Source organism: Pseudoalteromonas sp. J2K-J599, from assembly GCF_059295115.2.
In genome coordinates this window covers 130,559-148,107 of sequence record NZ_CM200272.1, presented here as the reverse complement: position 1 = coordinate 148,107, position 17,549 = coordinate 130,559, and the positions used below count along the sequence as shown (strand labels likewise).

General features: G+C 37.1%; 14 protein-coding genes. 3 read left to right on the top strand and 11 right to left on the bottom strand.

The annotated features are described in order from the left end of the window. Positions 1 to 147: 147 nt before the first annotated feature. Both mntA and hepT read left to right on the top strand, forming a co-directional pair. A complete protein-coding gene (gene mntA / locus AC5NT5_RS17475) occupies positions 148 to 537 on the top strand; it encodes a type VII toxin-antitoxin system MntA family adenylyltransferase antitoxin (protein WP_002962075.1) in 390 nt (129 codons plus the stop codon). Continuing rightward, positions 530 to 955, top strand: coding sequence for a type VII toxin-antitoxin system HepT family RNase toxin (hepT, locus tag AC5NT5_RS17470; RefSeq protein WP_494513646.1), 426 nt, complete (start codon positions 530 to 532; stop codon positions 953 to 955). The genes mntA and hepT overlap by 8 nt, the downstream gene beginning before the upstream one ends. A gap of 173 nt (positions 956 to 1,128) precedes the next feature. Here the strand turns inward: hepT and AC5NT5_RS17465 are convergent, their stop codons facing one another. The 5 genes from AC5NT5_RS17465 to AC5NT5_RS17445 form a co-directional block, all read right to left on the bottom strand. Next, a complete protein-coding gene (locus tag AC5NT5_RS17465; protein ID WP_494513645.1) occupies positions 1,129 to 2,223 on the bottom strand; it encodes a Fic family protein in 1,095 nt (364 codons plus the stop codon). A 416-nt stretch (positions 2,224 to 2,639) separates the two neighbouring features. After that, the gene (locus tag AC5NT5_RS17460) at positions 2,640 to 4,028 is read right to left on the bottom strand and encodes a HipA domain-containing protein (protein WP_494513644.1); all 1,389 of its coding nucleotides are present in this window, start codon (positions 4,026 to 4,028) and stop codon (positions 2,640 to 2,642) included. Further along, positions 4,012 to 4,338, bottom strand: coding sequence for a helix-turn-helix domain-containing protein (locus tag AC5NT5_RS17455; RefSeq protein ID WP_494513643.1), 327 nt, complete (start codon positions 4,336 to 4,338; stop codon positions 4,012 to 4,014). The genes AC5NT5_RS17460 and AC5NT5_RS17455 overlap by 17 nt, the downstream gene beginning before the upstream one ends. A 1,089-nt stretch (positions 4,339 to 5,427) precedes the next feature. Continuing rightward, positions 5,428 to 6,345 carry a histone deacetylase family protein gene (locus tag AC5NT5_RS17450; protein ID WP_494513642.1) on the bottom strand — a complete coding sequence of 306 codons (918 nt, stop codon included), beginning with the start codon at positions 6,343 to 6,345 and terminating at the stop codon, positions 5,428 to 5,430. Between the two features lie 2 nt (positions 6,346 to 6,347). Then, positions 6,348 to 6,812, bottom strand: coding sequence for a hypothetical protein (locus tag AC5NT5_RS17445; protein ID WP_494513641.1), 465 nt, complete (start codon positions 6,810 to 6,812; stop codon positions 6,348 to 6,350). A 554-nt stretch (positions 6,813 to 7,366) separates the two neighbouring features. Here AC5NT5_RS17445 and AC5NT5_RS17440 point away from each other — a divergent pair. Then, positions 7,367 to 10,504, top strand: coding sequence for a DEAD/DEAH box helicase (locus AC5NT5_RS17440; protein ID WP_494513640.1), 3,138 nt, complete (start codon positions 7,367 to 7,369; stop codon positions 10,502 to 10,504). Between the two features lie 27 nt (positions 10,505 to 10,531). Here AC5NT5_RS17440 and AC5NT5_RS17435 read toward each other — a convergent pair whose 3' ends face one another. The 6 genes from AC5NT5_RS17435 to AC5NT5_RS17410 form a co-directional block, all read right to left on the bottom strand. Next, a complete protein-coding gene (locus AC5NT5_RS17435) occupies positions 10,532 to 11,167 on the bottom strand; it encodes a uracil-DNA glycosylase family protein (protein WP_494513639.1) in 636 nt (211 codons plus the stop codon). Further along, positions 11,157 to 12,305, bottom strand: a complete 1,149-nt coding sequence (locus AC5NT5_RS17430) for a nucleoside triphosphate pyrophosphohydrolase family protein (RefSeq protein ID WP_494513638.1) — start codon at positions 12,303 to 12,305, stop codon at positions 11,157 to 11,159. The genes AC5NT5_RS17435 and AC5NT5_RS17430 overlap by 11 nt, the downstream gene beginning before the upstream one ends. Before the next feature lie 56 nt (positions 12,306 to 12,361). Beyond that, complete coding sequence (locus tag AC5NT5_RS17425) at positions 12,362 to 14,371, bottom strand: TIR domain-containing protein (protein ID WP_494513637.1); 2,010 nt, start codon at positions 14,369 to 14,371, stop codon at positions 12,362 to 12,364. Between the two features lie 21 nt (positions 14,372 to 14,392). Beyond that, a complete protein-coding gene (locus AC5NT5_RS17420; protein WP_494513636.1) occupies positions 14,393 to 15,064 on the bottom strand; it encodes an Nmad2 family putative nucleotide modification protein in 672 nt (223 codons plus the stop codon). After that, entirely contained in the window at positions 15,058 to 15,543 is a 486-nt protein-coding gene (locus AC5NT5_RS17415) for a TIR domain-containing protein (protein ID WP_494513635.1), read from the bottom strand. Before AC5NT5_RS17415 ends, AC5NT5_RS17420 begins: the two co-directional genes overlap by 7 nt. A 773-nt stretch (positions 15,544 to 16,316) precedes the next feature. Beyond that, positions 16,317 to 17,132, bottom strand: a complete 816-nt coding sequence (locus AC5NT5_RS17410) for a toll/interleukin-1 receptor domain-containing protein (RefSeq protein ID WP_494513634.1) — start codon at positions 17,130 to 17,132, stop codon at positions 16,317 to 16,319. Positions 17,133 to 17,549: the final 417 nt, after the last annotated feature.

Genomic DNA, 17,549 nt, shown 5'->3' with positions numbered 1-17,549 from the left:
TACAAAGCCCGCCTAAACTCCTGTAGGCGCAAAGCTTGCTCGCGCGAAAAGCGAAGCTTTTAAATTAAATAAAACAAATATCAGTTTTAATGTTCACTATAAAACTGATAGGTTATTATTACTGTTTTTATCAATGGTTACTTTTTCGTGGCAAATGAAGTTATACAAAAAATAATTGAGTATTTACATCAAAACACCGACATTGATGTAGTTTGGCTATATGGCTCCCATGCAAAAGGGACAGCCCAGCCCCATAGTGACATTGACTTAGCCATAGCATTTAAAAACTTTGATCTGGAATCGTTCGATAAGCGCCTTAGGCCAAAAGAGCTTGAGCTTGAAATAAGTAATGCACTTAATCTTAATGAACAACTTATTTCGATTGTTGATATAAATATTATTCCAAGTTATTTAGCTTTCAACGTTATTGAATATGGAAAAATAATTATAAGCAATAATAGTGTTAGAGCGATGAAAGAGCAGCAGCGTATATATAGCCAGTTCGAATTTGAAACCATAGCGAGTAAACATGACTGATACCGGAATTACACTTTATTTAAGTGAAGTAACACGCCATATTGACGAATATATGCAAGAACTCGACGAACTCAGTCAAATCGATTCACTTAATAGTAGAGACTACCGAGCTGCAGAGCGATTACTACAGTTAATGACCGAGGTGTGTATTGGTTTATCAAAGCATTGGCTAAAGCAGCACAAAAGTAGTACCAGTAGCAACGCCTATCAAACATTTAGCGAACTTACTAATTTGGGCTTTTTGAGCGAGGCAGAACTACTGTCATGGCGTAAAATTATAGGCTTACGAAATGCTCTTGTTCACAATTACTTAACTATTGACCAAAGTATCGTTAAAACAATCATTAAAAAGCAACACTACACAACTATGCACGCATTTAGTATTAAAGCGATTACAGAGCTAAACAAAGATTCATAGATAAAACCTCACCTACAATAATTAAACCACTGCACTGAACAAAACCGTAGGTGCGATTTTACATCGCGCTTTGCTCTTATAAAAACACCCGCGAGCTATAAAACCTCCCCTACAACAATTCAAATACCTATTCGCCTCACACAATGAGGCGAATAATATGTGTAATTGCCTCATTAGGCAATTTTGTAACGTGTACTACGCCCACCTGCGGCGGTTTTTGTTAAAAATCCAAGCGTTTGCAAGTCCGATAAATGGCGTGTTGCGGTTGCACGGCTAACCTTAGCTACCTTTTGATACTGACTCGCACTAATACCCTGTTCAAATTGGCCATCAAGTAACTTATTAAGCACTTTTACTTGCTGCTCACCTAGCTTTGTTTGATCTTTACTTGCCCAGTAATTGGTTTTAAAAATTGTTTGCTCAATATTATTAAGCGTATGGTGTATCGCATTATTAAGCATACATAAAAACCATTTAACCCATTGGGTAATACAAAGCTCTCCATGTTGAGTGGCTTCAAGCACCTCGTAGTAGCTTTTTCTGTCTTCTAAAATAGCCACCGACATAGCGTAAAACCGAATTGACTCAGCATGTTCTTGCGCTAATGCCAGGTCGGTTATAAGGCGTGTAATACGCCCATTACCATCCTCAAGTGGATGTATTGTTACAAACCATAAGTGTGCTATAGCTGCCCGAATAAAAGGGTCTATTTGAGGTTCGTTTTGCGTTTTGTTAAACCAATTAAAAAATAGCGAAAGCTCTTTATTTACTCGCTCTTTAGGAGGCGCCGTAAAATGTAATACCGGTTTATCTAAGCGCCCCGATACCACTTGCATTGGCTCGTCACCACGCAATTGCCCGCCCTCAATTTTAGTAAATAAGCTTTGCTCACCTGCAAACAATAAGCGATGCCAATTAAGCACTCGCTCTAAATTAAGCGGTGAGTCTGTGTTATTTATTGCATCAAGCATAATCTCTGCAAGATTATCGCTTTGCACTGTTGTTGGGTAAGGTTGCTCATTAATATTGAGCTTTTTAGCAAGAGAAGAGCGAACCGAAAATGCATTAAGCTTTTCACCCTCAATCGCACTGGAGTGAATAATATTTGCAAGTAAGGTATCAAGGGCTTGCTGCTTTTGTTGAGCACTTTGCACACCCATACGCCCTACTAATAAACCTTGATTATATGAAAGCTCCCTTAGTAAAGGAGCAAGCGCTGCAGCATCCCACGTAAAGTTTGGCCAGTTTTGCTGTTGCCATATCCACATAGTCTTTAGTCCTAAAAGTAATTAGCTTCAGTCTATGTTATTTATTTGCCTCATGCAATGAGGCGAATAGAAGAGTTAATTGCCTCATTACTTTTAAGCGTTAAACAGAACAATAATTCATTTTTCAATGGTAAAAACAATCCATTTATAAGCGAGGTATAAAACCTCACCTACATTAATGTAAACACCACTCTTAACAAAAGCGTAGGTGCGATTTCATATCGTGCTTTGGCTTTTAAATAAGGCCAAGCTCAACACCTGTAGGCGCGAAGCTTGCTCGCGCGAAAAGCGTAGCTTTTAAATTGTAAGCCGGAATTTATCTCGCGCTTTTAATTTTAATTTGTAAATATCGCGTTGATGCTGACAACCAAAATATGAATGACTTACTCAAAATACGTGTATTTATTTTCTAATATTTAAATAAATGCATCCATACTTGGTAGTTGTATTATTTGCTCACTCAGCTTATTTGCAGCTTTATTAATTATTTTTATGCACAAATCAATGTGTGCTAATTCAGCAGAAGATAAGTTATTTTTAACAGCAGAAACTTTAGCCGTATCAATTGCGGCTAATACAGAATCAACGGTTTTACTCATAAGTAGTTGCATCCGTGGTAGTGAAATAGCAAATTCATCAGCAAAATCAGCTAACATGTAAGCTGTAATCTCATTAGTAAAATTGCCCGCACTTTGCGAATTATGCTCACCCACTGACATAGCATAACACCTTGATATTTTGGGCTGTAAATAGCCCATATCACGGTCAATGCTTCCCTGCTCAATAATAGCCTCTATATTTACCAAGTCGTAAAACGGCGTAAGCTCTAAACCATTTTTACCAACAAAAAAACTAATGTTTTTGCCATGAGCATCGTAATTACGTACTAAAATATTAAATGTCATCCAACGAATAAGCTGAGCCTCATACGCTTGTACATTCGTTGTTTTAACACTAAAGAGTTTTGCAAAAGAAACGCCATCTCGAATATAAATACCATCCCCATCATCACCATGCTGACGCTCATATTTATAAGAAGGAGGTAAATTAGTGGCTTGGCAACCATCAATAATATGACGACGTAATACACGGTTTTGATCTTGTGTAACGCGCCTATCAAAGCGATCTATTACAAATACTCTTACATCTGCGTAAGTACGCAACTCAACATGGGGAACATTGAGCCCCGACTCTTTTGCCAAAAGCATGGTAAAAAGTTCATTTACTGCAATGAAGGGCGCGGTACCTGTTTCGAATTTAAAAATTTTATTAGAACATAGCTCCCCTTCACCAAATCCTAATTTACTATCGATTTCGAGTAGGTTTAGTTTGTCTTGAACGCCAGCAACAGAGAGCCGAGTTCGGCCATCCCAATGAGTAATTGGCTCTCCAACTTGTACAAAGCGTTTAAGTTTTTGGCTTAGCTCATCATTAGTTACTTCACGAAAAGATGTTTGCTTTAAAGTATTGTTACTTGCTCTAAACGACAAAGCGCCTGACGTTTCCTCGCCAATTACTTTAATCAAACCAAACGTATTATTTTTAGAGATAGTAGTACTACTTATAATTTCATCAAGACCTTTGCCCTCGGGTAATAAGTTTTGTAAATAATTACGCACATCACGTGAGTCAAAATCACCATTGAGCGGTAAGTGTGGTGAAATAGCAAAACCCTTATTAATCCACTCAGGCTCATAGGTAAATGCAATTTCATTTTCAGAGCCTATATCAAGAGTTATCGCACCTATCTTTTGCGTATGCCCAATAAATACATCTAAGCTATTTTTTTTAATACCACTGCTCATCGCTCACCTCATCCTTGTTATTGTGGTGCGACTCGTCATCACTGACAAGGCTAAACGACAGCCCCAAGTATTCCATCACTTTGAGTACATTAAAAAACTGCACATTCACATCACCTTTTTCTATTTTTATCAGCGTAGGCTTTGAAATATTAAGTGCTTGCGATACATCAACCAGCGTAAGCTTCATGCCAGTTCGCTTTGAAGTAATCGCTTTAGCGAGCCACACCGACGAAAACGGCTTTGATAGATCAGGCATTTCAGTGCGTTTAACAACTCTTCCAAGTGTTTTTTTTGCTGGTAATTCACTCATAAAAGGTCAACTATAGTTTACTTATACAATTTATTTTAGGGTAGCCCACCCAAAAGTCAAATATAACTTACTTTTAAGTTTGAACGTATATTTACTGCCTATAAGTAAACCTTACTTTACTTATAGGCAGTAAAATAAAACACTACCCCATAAGTAAAGCATAAGTTACTTATGGAAAGTTAATGACATTTTGAGCTTAATAGACAAGCTAAACACCCCTGTAGGCGCTCAGCTTGCTCGCGCGAAAAGCGAAGCTTTTAAAATAATTTACAAATATCGCATTGGCGATGGCAACCAAAGAAAGACAAGCGCCGGTCTCTCTTTGGAATCTCTCGGCGCCCCTCAATTTCACTTATCTTTAAACACTAAATTAATATGAACGTAAACGCGATGAAAGCACATCCATGTTCAAGCATCGCTTTCCTCGAATCCATGCGAGGTAATTACTCATTAATTATGTGTTTGCAGGTGAAGTTGAAGGGGGAGTTATCTTAGCAGCGTTCTTAAAATTTGCTGTAGGCGCTCAGCTTGCTCGCGCGAAAAGCGAAGCTTTTAAATTGAATTTACAAATATCGCGTTGGCGATGGCAACCAAAGAGAAGTAACCGCCGACTTCTCTTTGGAATCTCTCGGCGCCCCTCAATTTCACTTATCTTTAAACACTAAATTAATATGAACGTAAACGCGATGAAAGCACATCCATGTTCAAGCATCGCTTTCCTCGAATCCATGCGAGGTAATTACTCATTAATTATGTGTTTGCAGGTGAAGTTGAAGGGGGAGTTATCTTAGCAGCGTTCTTAAAATTGGCTGTAGGAGCAAAGCTTGCTCACGCGAAAAGCGTAGCTTTTAAAATAATTTACAAATATCGCGTTGGCGATGGCAACCAAATATTGATCTGATATACAGATAAGTTTTACTGCAAGTAATTCCCTGCTTAAATTGGAGCTTATAGGACCCCCATAAAAACCATTGTCGACTCCAGATAATTATGTTTTAAAGATTGTGTAGAAAATCTGAATAATGAATGAAAGGCTTTAGTATCTTGTAAGATAGTAACAAAATCACAGATATTAGTTGGATTTGTATTTTATAGTACTGAGCATGCTTTAATCGCAGCAGTTATAGCTAAAGCACTTTGTTTAGAATACCCTCCGCCACCAGTGACAACAGTTGGTATTTCAAGGCTTTTCAAGTGAGAAAGTATGAATTTCTCCCGTTCAGCAACATCTTTAACGGTAAGTTTAAAACCACCTAATTTATCAATAGCCAACACATCTGTTCCGGCAATAACAAATGCTAGGGCATAATCAGCTTTTACTAACTTGAGTGCTTGATTTAACTTATCTAAATATTCATGGCCTTCAACACCACTTTTCAATGGAACAGGAAAATTGACTCTGTTACGCGTAAAATCAGAGGTTGGATAAATATCTGCATTATATACATCTAATAAATGGATCTTTTCATTGTCTTTGAAAGAATAGGCATTACCGTTACCGTGATGCGCATCAACATCTATAATCAATACTTTATCAGTTTCACTTAATTGACCATTCTTACGTAATTGTTGATAGCTAATTCCAATATCATTATAAATACAAAAGCCTTCCATATTAGCGTTGCTAGCGTGGTGAAAGCCCCCTGATAAATTCCACATAATATCGCCAGAGCCCAATGCCTTTTCAGCCCCAAGTAAAGTTCCCGCAACAGCTAAGCGCATAGGTAACAAAATTTTATTATCGAGAAAATTAAAGCTAACAAAAGGAATTTTAGGAACTTCCAAAGCCCTAAATACAAGCGTTTTACTTAAAACCAACTTTCTCATTAATTCATTGAGGTATTCATTGATCACGACAGATGAAACAGGCCCCATTGGATGGATTATTTCAATATTTAAGCTATCAAGCTCTGTAATTACTTTTGCAAACTTCTCACCATCAAACGGGTGCAAGTATTTTAGTAATCCTAATTGATAATTAAAGCGGGGCTCATAAATAATTTTCATGTCTATGCATTTTCCGTTTCTGCAAGTTCCTTAGCGTAACGTAATACTTCATGGGGTGTCCATATGCCCCCCCCTAATGTTCTTGCTAATTTACCATATGCACCGGCATTAGGTTTAAAACTAGGCTCTTTATCACAGGCTACTTTTAAGCAATCCGCAACAACATTTGAACAATTGAATTTAGCTAGTTGGTATTGTGGTATGTTTTCCATCAAAGAAACAACGTAATCTTCTAGGGCACTAGTGTTAGCGTCTGAAATAGTAACAGTTATTGGACGGCGGTTACCCTCACTTTCAATATCAAACTCCAAAGCTTGCATAAAGTGCCCTGGACGGCGTCGCTTTATTTTTAAATCTTTCTTACCAGCATCATCAGCTGGCCAAAAGCTAATGTAAGTAGTACCAAATGAAATTGAAGCATGACCAACCATACTTCCGTGAGGTAACCAGACGTGTACTTTTAACATATCAAAATCCTTTTTAATTTCCTAATTTAGGTTCACTCTATATTCCTAAGATTCAAAAATCAATTCAAAACATAAGTTGATCCTTAGATTTTTTTATTATGATTGATAAATTTCGAGGCTTTGCAATAGGATTCCTTAATACCCTATATTAAGTTTAATTATGAACCTGATGATATTGATGACGTTGATTTCAGAATATCGCGTTGGCGATGGCAACCAAAGAAAGACAAGCGCCGGTCTCTCTTTGGAATCACACGGCGCCCCTCAATTTCACTTATCTTTAAACACTAAATTAATATGAACGTAAACGCGATGAACGCACATCCATGTGCAAGCATCGCTTTCCTCGAATCCATGCGAGGTAATTACTCATTAATTATGTGTTTGCAGGTGAAGTTGAAGGGGGTAATTTCTTAGCATCATCATTTGATTACTCTCTCGGCTAATACTTAACTCACACGTTTGTACTTAATTACTAGTAACTTAGTCGATTATTACTTGTAGCTGTACCGTATTTAAGTAAACTGACTACTCGCAAACAGGGAGTGGTTTTAATGCAGCAAATTGGTATTTACGAGCAGTTAATTACGCAAGTAATTGAGCAAAACTTAGATCGTGATCAATTTTATGTGGGCGAGCGCCAGCTTGAAACGGCCGAAGCGGCAACATGGCTTTCACGTTTTTTAGGTAAGCTTGTTGAGCATGCCATAAATGCCATTCCTAACTCAAACGAGCGCCTACAAGAACAAATTAGCCTAGCTAATAGCCTTGTACTTTGGCTTAAAGATCATATTCGTGATGACGAGCTAATTAACGAAAACCTTATCGACAGCCAAGGCCGAATTCTTACCGCACTGTTTAATACCCAAAACCCTATTGCGGCCAACCTTAAAGATTACTCAAGCGATATATTCCCACTCACAGGGCTTACACAAAGCGAGTTATTTAGCGGTGCTAATGCAGGTATATCGCTCGAAACCGAGCTAAAGCGCGAGATTAAATCGTCCGATACTATTTACTGGCTTGTCTCATTTATAAAGTGGACAGGCCTGCGCATTTTTAAAAATGAACTTGAAGCGTTTACTAAAAGCGGCAATAAGCTCAAAGTTATTACTACTTCTTACATGGGCGCAACGGATGCTAAAGCCGTTGAGTTTTTAGCAAACCTACCAAATACCGAAGTAAAGCTAAGTTATAACAATCAGCAAGAACGCCTACATGCTAAATCCTACTTATTTATGCGCAATACGGGTTTTCATACAGGGTATATTGGCTCGTCTAACTTATCGCACTCGGCGCTTACCAGCGGCCTTGAATGGAACTTAAAAATTACCGCACAAGAAATCCCGCATATAATAGCTAAAACCAAAAGCACCTTTGAAACCTACTGGGAATCAAAAGATTTCGAACTTTTTACAGGCGCTGTTGAGTGTAAAGAAAAGCTCATTAATTCACTTAACGAACAACGCGGTGTTGGGCAATCAAGCAGCCAGTTTTATTTTGATATAACACCAAAAACGCATCAGCTCGCTATTTTAGAAAAACTAAGTGCTGAGCGCAGCGTACATAATCGTTTTAAAAACTTAGTAGTTGCTGCAACCGGCACAGGTAAAACCATAATATCGGCGTTCGACTTTAAAACTGTTTACGATAAAAACCCAAACGCACACTTTTTGTTTGTAGCCCACCGCGAAGAAATACTAAAACAAGCGCAAAGCGCTTACCGTGGTGTGCTTAAAAATAACGACTTTGGTGAGCTGTGGGTAGGTAACTACAAACCACAACGCTACAATCAATTATTTGCATCAATCCAAACGCTGAACAGCCAAATTGAATCGCTCAATTTAACTCACGATTACTACGACTACATAGTGATAGACGAAGTACATCACGTAAGCGCGGCGAGTTATCGCGCTATATTAAACCACTTTACGCCCACAATATTACTTGGCTTAACCGCTACACCAGAGCGACAAGATGGCGCAAATATACTCGATGATTTTTGCGGAGTAATAGCCGCTGAAATTCGCTTACCAGAGGCAATAAATCAACGTCATTTATGCCCATTTCAATACTTTGGATTGGATGACGACACCGACCTAAGCCAAATAACATGGCGTGGTGGCCGTTACGATATAAGTGAGCTAAGTAACCTTTATACAGGGGAGAACAGCCGCGCTAACAAAATTATATCGAGCCTTGCTGATATCGTAACCAATGTTCACGCTATTAAAGCACTCGCGTTTTGCGTAAGCCAAAAACACGCTGAATTCATGGCCTCTAAATTTAACTTAGCAGGCATAAACGCCGATGTACTCACCAGCAAAAACACTAATGAGCGCGCGACCAAACAGCAAGCACTACGCCAAGGCGAAATACAAATACTTTGCGTGGTTGATATTTTTAACGAAGGCGTCGATATCCCAGAAGTCGATACACTATTATTTTTACGGCCAACTGAAAGCCTAACGCTGTTTTTGCAGCAACTCGGCCGTGGCTTGCGCTTACCTGATAATAGCCAAAAACAATGCTGCACCGTACTCGATTTTGTAGGCAACGCCCGTGCAGAATACGACTTTGCCAGTAAATTTCGCGCACTCATTGGTAAAAGTAACCAGCCTATAAAAACCGAGATTGAAAACAACTTCCCGCATTTACCGCTAGGTTGCCGTATAGAGCTACAAAAACGCACACAAAAAACGATACTAAAGAATATTAGAGATGCTATTAATACTAGAGATCGCTTAATAAAGCTTATAAATAGTTACTCTCAACATACGGATAAGGAATTAACTCTAGGGAATTTTCTGTACATTTATCCTCAAGTGACTCTAGAAGATATCTATAAACGTGGCGGATGGAACTCACTAAATAGCTCAGGTATACCCGTAGAGCAAGCCGATATTTACGCCGCGTATTATCGAGCAATAAACAATCAACTATTCGCTTGTGATTCCCTTAGCTACTTATGCTTTTTACGTAATTTATGTAACAACGACTTTAGTTTTACGCCCACAGCGCAAAATCAACAGTATGCGCTTATAGCGCATTACAACTTTTGGGATACCACAGGTATAAGTTTAGGATTTAAAACGCTTGAACAAAGCTTAAAAGTACTTAAACACAAAGAGCTACAGTACGAACTTACGCAAGTAATTACGCTATTAATAAACCGTATTCACCAACAAGAAAGTGATTTAGCGTGCCTACCTAACCACGCAATAAAATTACACAGTCGCTACACCCGCCAACAAATATTGGCCGCGTTTGGCATCCACACGCTTGAGCAAAAGTCACCTGCTCGCGAGGGAGTATTAGTTATCGAAGAACAGAAGATTATTCTGCTTTTTGTAACTCTAAATAAATGCGAGAAGACTTACTCACCCACGACACTTTATCACGACTACGCAATCAGCCCGACCCTGTTCCATTGGCAAAGCCAAAATAACTCACGACCAGGACACGGACGCGGTCTAAGCTATATTGAACACCAACAAACAGGCAAAACCATCTTGTTATTTGTGCGCGAACAAGGCAAAGACGAAAATGGCCGAACTATGGGTTTTGTAAACTACGGCGAGGTAAAATACCAAAGCCACAACGGCAGCCAGCCAATGAATATAACGTGGGAATTAACAATCCCCATGCCAAGTGAAATGTGGCATGAGGCAGGGAAATTAGCGGTTGGGTGAGAACTACAACCTATTCTTAAACAAAGTCTACTGATTCTTGTATAGATGACTTATTTGTTTGACGAAGTCGTTTTGACCGCCATAACTGGGATGCCTTACCTTGAAAACTTCATAATTATTGGAAAACTTCATAATTGACCTCTCCGCGTCATTGCCTACAGCTATCAGCCTTTTAGGTTTAAGTAGTTCAATAAGTAAGCTTAATACTTCCTCTCCAGCCTTACGTTCATGTGAGTTGTGGTTTCGATTTGTAAAAGGTTGGCCAGCTTTAAATGGATGTAATGGAAAGACATTCCATAGAAAGACCGGGGAATTTATATTTTCGAGCATATCCCAAACTACCGTAGCAGTTCTTTCTTTTATAGGTTGTCCCTTCGTTATTTTTTCAGCTTCTAGTGACCACCTGCCCAAATGGTTTGACAAATTTTGATCATCGGTAAGAGCAAGTCCAGTTCTCCGCCCGCCCCGATACCCTAAATCTCTTCCTACCCAAATAGCATCAATTTCAACATGGATTGCTTCTTTTAATATGCTCTCAAGTATCAATCTACGTTGTAGCGCAGAAGTATCATAATCGTGAACCTCACAAGTATCAAAATATGGATTAAAAGTGTTATCAAATTGAAGGCTTTTTAACGCACTTATAAAAGCTTTAATTTTCATTTGAGACTCCAATTGGTTGATAAGTTAATTTTCGTAATTCTCTATCCCCAATAATTATACCTCCATTATTCCTTTGAACTTGCCGAAAAACCTCATACCCCTGTAATATTGCATCTTCCCAAAGTTTGAGGGGGCAAGCTTCAACTTCATAACCACTTACGAATTTTTGAATCGTTTTCAAAACATCAAATGAAATACTCGTATGGTCTTCAAAATAATTCAAACCTTTTGAATAAGAATATAGCCATGCTGTAAGTCCTTCCTCTACGACTATTGCACGCCCACTATCCTGAGCTTCATCAAAAATAGGGTCACTTTTTCTCTTGTGCTTGATAAGAGCTCTAAAAGTCGGTGACCAATGCAGAACCGCTGCATACGCTAAGTGGAAAACATCATGAAAACGATATCCATCTGGGTTTAAAATATTATCGGTAAGAGGGGAGCCTAAAAAGACATTATTCCACCTTAAATAACTTTGACCGCTTTTCCTCTGCGTAATTTCAATTTTAAACTTTCTTGGTAATTGTTCTTCACTTGGAAAGTCTTTATCAAAATCGGGAAGTAAACTACGTTCAGGTGTTTTGAATCGCCCCATAGCTTTTCGCAGATTATTTCTAGCAATTCTTGCAAAAGATAGGTCAACTGAATGAATCGCCTCAATGTAAGCCCTTGCAAACTTTACCAACATTTTTAACTGCTGGTCATTGCTTTCAGGCTCTATTTTAAGCAAAACAGCGGTTGCAGCTCCCAATGCAATAAGATTATTATCGGAAGTATCAACATTTTTAAGCGAAATAATATGCGATATTGGTGCCTTATCACTATCACTTGCCGCTATTGTTTTAATATCATCTTCGCAACAAGCCTCTAAGAAGACTTTAGTTATACTTAAATCTAACCTTCTGCAAACAGCTGTGAAATACCATAATGCATCACCAAGTTCTTCTTCAACAGCGTCTTTATAACCTATGTAAGCTTTTTGTTCTCTTCTATACTTTTTGGTAGCTGACATAACACTACCTATTTCTCCAAAAAGACCTAATAATATTGGAGTTAAATCATTTTCTTTAAATCTATCTGTTTGTTCTATCTCTTCTTCATATTCAGCTAAAGGTAACGAACCACTCTTATCTTCCATGTATAAGCCTTATTTAATTCTTTGGTTATATCGCATTTAATTCTACAAAATGGGTCTTAGCTAATTTTTTTGAGGCCGCTTAATATTAGATAGGTACACTCATCTATAAATGGAGTTTTCATTAACTGTTTGTAACTACCAACACTGAGGCCAACATTTTTTGCTAATAAATTTATATCAACGTTCTTAAGAGTATTAATAATCTCATCGTAATCACAATTACAATTTTTACCCTTTGCAATTTCTTGTAGTTCAGAGTAGCCAGGGGTATTTTGGAGTTGCCATTCTTCGGTCAGAGTTTTTGGAACATCCTTATCTATAATTACCTTGCATACATCTCCGACAACTCCGTTGAAGCCTCCCAATAAAAAAATAGGCTTACCGCTATTAATGGATAAAATGATCTCTTCGAGTACGCCTGGCATTTTTCCTTTATAACCAGCTAATTTTCCACCGACACAAATTCTGACGGAACTATTTTCTACTATGATTTTGCGCATTTCTGTGAGTGAGCGTGACCAAATAAATGAATTGTTCGGAGTAATAGGCTTTAAAAATAATTTACTATCAATACCATGAGTCACATCCTCTGGAATATCATGTTCAACGGTACGCATTAACCTACTATATTTCGCCCTCCACGCCCTTACTTCATTTGTTTCAATCGAGAGGGGCCATGCAAGATGATTCTCTACTTTTGCTTCTAAAGCAGTTAATCGCTCAGTCAAGACAAGTGCTTCATCTAAAATGAATTCTGTAAGTCCATTAGGCCTTAAATCTCCGCCGTAAACTAAAGTTGCAGATCGAGCTAATAAATGTCTCGCTAGATCTTGCGCCAGCTGCAAAAGCTGATCCGGATTTAAATGCGAACTTTCAAAATTGTCCTCATAACAATCTGAAATTGAAAGCCCTACTTTTAAATGAGATAAAGAATTAATATCTGAGGGATTCCATAATGGGGTTATTGCCTCAACTTCAATCATTGCATGCCAATCAGCTTCTTCCATAAAAACGGGCGGATCTGGATAACATACCTTTTTGACTCCTTTTTTCTTTAGCTCAAACATTTTCCTTACTTCAGGAGGGCGAAAAATTAATTGTGTCTCATCAGAAAACCAGTTTTTTTTCTGATATTCTTCTAAGATTTTTTTTGAATACTGAAATCGGATAGTTTCTGTAAGTGCAGACGATAAAATCCTTAGTACTTCCAATTCACTCAAGTTACTTACTGTTGGAACGCTTATACAAGGGACATTAGATGATGCTGGAAAAATTCTATCCTCATACTCATTCAAACAATTAACAACGAGAATTGGTCTATCTTTTTGCTTGGCACTAAGTATTTCTCTTTGACACCAATATCTAGAAAAGTACGAATCCGTTTCAAATGCAATCAAAGTAGCGTCTGATATATGTTTTTCTATTTCATCCGAAAATGAAAAACCTGCAGCAATCTCTGTCACATCAAAAAAGCGCCCTATATTAGTTTGATCAATGAAGTCTTTTACTTTTTTTACATATGTCCTTCCTTCCCGCTCTGATTTAGAGTGGCTTAAAAAAATCTTAATTGAATCACTATTACCTGTCTTTTCATTTTTTCCACCACAAAGACCATGTCGATATATTTCATGTGATAAAGAAACTAGTGCAATTAAATACTTATTATCAAGTTGCCAATCATAAGCTCTAATGCAATTTAACCCATTTAATGGCCCTTGGTGGTTCAATCCATAAGTATCTAGCGCTACAGGAACTATTTTTATCGATTCATCGACTTGAAACGATTGAATATATTCTTTCCAAGCTTCATTACCTAATGTGTTTAAACTAGTAAAAACAAAAATCACATTGCGCTGAGCATTCGTAATAGGGATATTATTTGGGGCTTTATTCCCATTTGATGAGCTATAGAAAAATAGCGGTAAATTAATAGCTCTAGAAAATGGCTTATTTTTATCTCTTGAAAAATTATTTTTTACAATATCAATAATAGGTTCAGCTAACTCTTGATCAGAAGGACTCCAAACAAAATGAATTGAAAGAGGCGCTATATAGTGATTGAACATGAATAACTCCAATTAATAAAATCAGACAACTATTTTTCCAGTATCTTGTGAGACACGTTTATGTGAGATGTCAAATTGACAAGGATCTGAAACAACTATATTTAAAGACGTTCTATTATTATTATATATATCATTTATTATTTCTTTGGCCTTATTTGAGCTATCTAAAGAAATCTTTTTAAAGCCTGGCTTAGAAATGTAATCCACAGAATCTAAGTCGACCTCTCTAGCATCAGAGCCAAAATAGAAGAAAAATTCAGACAATAGTACATCTTCACAATGCCCAGTATCGCGTTCTAGATTGATTGTATTTGTTGAACCATCAGGATTGCTATGGTGGGAGTTTTCCTGTATCCAATTATGGTGGGGATCTTTATGGTAAATATTATCACCCACCATTTTTAATTGACTTCCATTTCTACATGGCCTTTTGAGAATATAACGAGGATCAGCCCAATATTCTTCAAAAGTCATTTTTTCTGTAACTTTCATTAAAACTATACACTTTCGATAAACACCCGTTCCCAAATTTCGTCCTGCCACACCCAAAATCCAGTCGTTAGGCTGAGCGCTTTTCCGAATTTGGGGTTTACAAGTGGCTAGGGAGCAATAACCAAAGAAAGGGTTAGGAGCAAAACCAAAGTCTCTGGCAATTACATATATATATAAATTTGAACCCCTAGAAATTAACATACTGAATTAAATCCTTTTTTATCAGACGCAAGACTGCCATCAATATTTTCAAACCGACTCTCCCCCTCTAAGGCATTTATAATTGCATCAGAACGCCAAGCAACTCGAGAAGACTCATATTTCTCTAGATTTGTAGGGATTTCAACCTGATCTTTTAAACCATTTTCATATACACCTATAATTGGTTTTCCCAATTGATGGGCTAGTTCAATTTCCCAATTAACCCATGGTCTTGCATGGGTTTCTTTACCTATTACAACGATAACTTTGCTTGCCCAACGCATTTTCATCCGTAGTAATCTTTTAATAGTTTCATTACTAATTTTCTTTTCGTTCAAACGCCTTTGATTCTCGGGTTTTGCTCTTATTGAGCTATTCCTTATGTTATATTTTTTTTCAGAAAGAATCCTAGTAATGCTGTCTACGCTAGAGTCATCTTTATGATGATGACTAATAAAAACATTTCTTAAGGTCGCCATTTCTATTCCTATAAAATCTAATCTTTAGTTAATAATATTTTTAACTCTGTTTCTTTGTTAACGTGATAAAAATTCGAATTAAAACTTTTAATGCCTAAACTCTCATATAGTCCCGCATAAGAACATTCAAAAGTAACAACTTATGCTGGTTGCATATTAAAAAATAGCATTAGCTTAAAGCGGCAATATTTATAATGGATTAAATAGTTGGTTCGCTTCCATGAGATTAGCTAAACATTCTAGTTATTATTTTTCTGTTACCTTGCACTAAAAATCAACTTAGCATGAACAAAAAAAAATGAATAAGTTTAATGTTTTAATGTTTTAATGTTTTAATGTTTTAAAAATGATCATTTAGTTCCAATTGCAGCCACATCAAATTTTGGGTATAAAAACCAATAAGAATAACAAATAAAGAACTAAATGAAGTTCAAGTATGTTTGTTCTAGCGTTAATGAAATACCCCCAAATGCAGATAATAAGTTCATTAGTCCAAAGTAAGCCTTTGCCTACACTCATAATCACCAATCTACCAACACACTTCAATTTCCCGTGATCACACTCGAAAGTTATAAATTGATGAGAATCAATTGCATGGATGCAAGTTAAGCCATGGCTTCGCCATAAACGGTGAATACACGGCCTTTACGTTCACATCAGTTTTTAACTTGAGGGCATAGTGTGATCCTCGTGATTTAAAATTGACCGTCACTGAAAAAAAACGGTCAAAAAGAAGACTATTACCTATTGACAGAGTTAAGGCTCATATAGTGTTAAATGCGATCCAATTGCTTCTTAGTAGCAACAATCAGTTCGTTTATTGCTGAACCTCTATTTCCATCAATGTAAAGGTAATCTTGTAATAGTGGAGGGATATCCTCATGTTTAACACCTAAATTAACAACAATAAGGGACTTATTTTTCTTCATACGGTTACTTATAAAGAAATTTGACTCTGCTTCCGTCCACCCTGAATGCTTAGATAGAAAGTTGTTAGACATAAAAATCACACCTAAATCACATTCATTTAAACCTTCGTTTATTCTAGAAGTAATACTATCTCCTGGAACAATCTCTTCCTTGTCATACCATGCTTTAATCTGTGATTTTTGTAGTTCGCTAAAATATTTATCGACTATTCCTTTATCGCTAGATGAATGTGACAAGAAAATTTTTTGTTTTTGCATTATAGGAGCTCCCCAAACCTCATACATTTGTTTCCTATCGGGAAACAAAAATAATTCATTAGCATCGCTGGAAAAGGAGATTTCAACCATTTCCGAGTCACAGAAAGTAGTGATCGAGTAACCTTTCCTAGAAAAAGCTGCTTCTGTGAGTTCATCCATCAGAACATTAAAAGTACGGCTTTTGTTAGGATGATGAATAGACAGCCAATGATCAAAGTCAGAATCATCTTTTTCGAAATTCAAGAAAAGAAATAACTCTAAATTGTAGGGGTTGTTATTAATTAAAACACCGCAGCCTACAAGAGTTTGACTATCAAACCTATCAAGTACTTCTTTAACAAAAATCTTTTCTTCTTGCCGATTCCCGTAGTCCAGTGAAAACAGATACATTTTGTGGTTCATTTTTGATAATAACCCTTATAATTACCGACGATAAACTTGGCTTATACTGAGCATTTAACAGCGTTTTACCGAGAATCCCCGTTAACACTCAATATGACAGTTGCCAGTATTATCAAAGTGCGATTTTAACAATTTAATTATTAGTAACTTATGCATAGCTACAAGGAATTACAAGATTTAGGCTACTCTATAAACGACAGTTGATTGTTTTTACGTCAAGACGACGAATGACTACATATCGCTCTTTGTCGACAAAGAAACATATCTAGTTCTAAAAAGAGTAAAATAACTTTACTGCTTAAAACTTATTTAATCCCTGAATCCAAATACCAAATCATCACTTTTAAATGCCGTAAATTTCGCAACATTTAAAGCTTCGCTTTTCGCGCGAGCAAGCTCAGCGCCTACAACCCAAAG

Coding starts and splice junctions, on each gene's coding strand:
- hepT (WP_494513646.1), top strand. CDS start 530: ATGACTGATACCGGAATTACACTTTATTTAAGTGAAGTAACACGCCAT.
- AC5NT5_RS17465 (WP_494513645.1), bottom strand. CDS start 2,223: ATGTGGATATGGCAACAGCAAAACTGGCCAAACTTTACGTGGGATGCT.
- AC5NT5_RS17460 (WP_494513644.1), bottom strand. CDS start 4,028: ATGAGCAGTGGTATTAAAAAAAATAGCTTAGATGTATTTATTGGGCAT.
- AC5NT5_RS17455 (WP_494513643.1), bottom strand. CDS start 4,338: ATGAGTGAATTACCAGCAAAAAAAACACTTGGAAGAGTTGTTAAACGC.
- AC5NT5_RS17450 (WP_494513642.1), bottom strand. CDS start 6,345: ATGAAAATTATTTATGAGCCCCGCTTTAATTATCAATTAGGATTACTA.
- AC5NT5_RS17445 (WP_494513641.1), bottom strand. CDS start 6,812: ATGTTAAAAGTACACGTCTGGTTACCTCACGGAAGTATGGTTGGTCAT.
- AC5NT5_RS17440 (WP_494513640.1), top strand. CDS start 7,367: ATGCAGCAAATTGGTATTTACGAGCAGTTAATTACGCAAGTAATTGAG.
- AC5NT5_RS17435 (WP_494513639.1), bottom strand. CDS start 11,167: ATGAAAATTAAAGCTTTTATAAGTGCGTTAAAAAGCCTTCAATTTGAT.
- AC5NT5_RS17430 (WP_494513638.1), bottom strand. CDS start 12,305: ATGGAAGATAAGAGTGGTTCGTTACCTTTAGCTGAATATGAAGAAGAG.
- AC5NT5_RS17425 (WP_494513637.1), bottom strand. CDS start 14,371: ATGTTCAATCACTATATAGCGCCTCTTTCAATTCATTTTGTTTGGAGT.
- AC5NT5_RS17420 (WP_494513636.1), bottom strand. CDS start 15,064: ATGTTAATTTCTAGGGGTTCAAATTTATATATATATGTAATTGCCAGA.
- AC5NT5_RS17415 (WP_494513635.1), bottom strand. CDS start 15,543: ATGGCGACCTTAAGAAATGTTTTTATTAGTCATCATCATAAAGATGAC.
- AC5NT5_RS17410 (WP_494513634.1), bottom strand. CDS start 17,132: ATGAACCACAAAATGTATCTGTTTTCACTGGACTACGGGAATCGGCAA.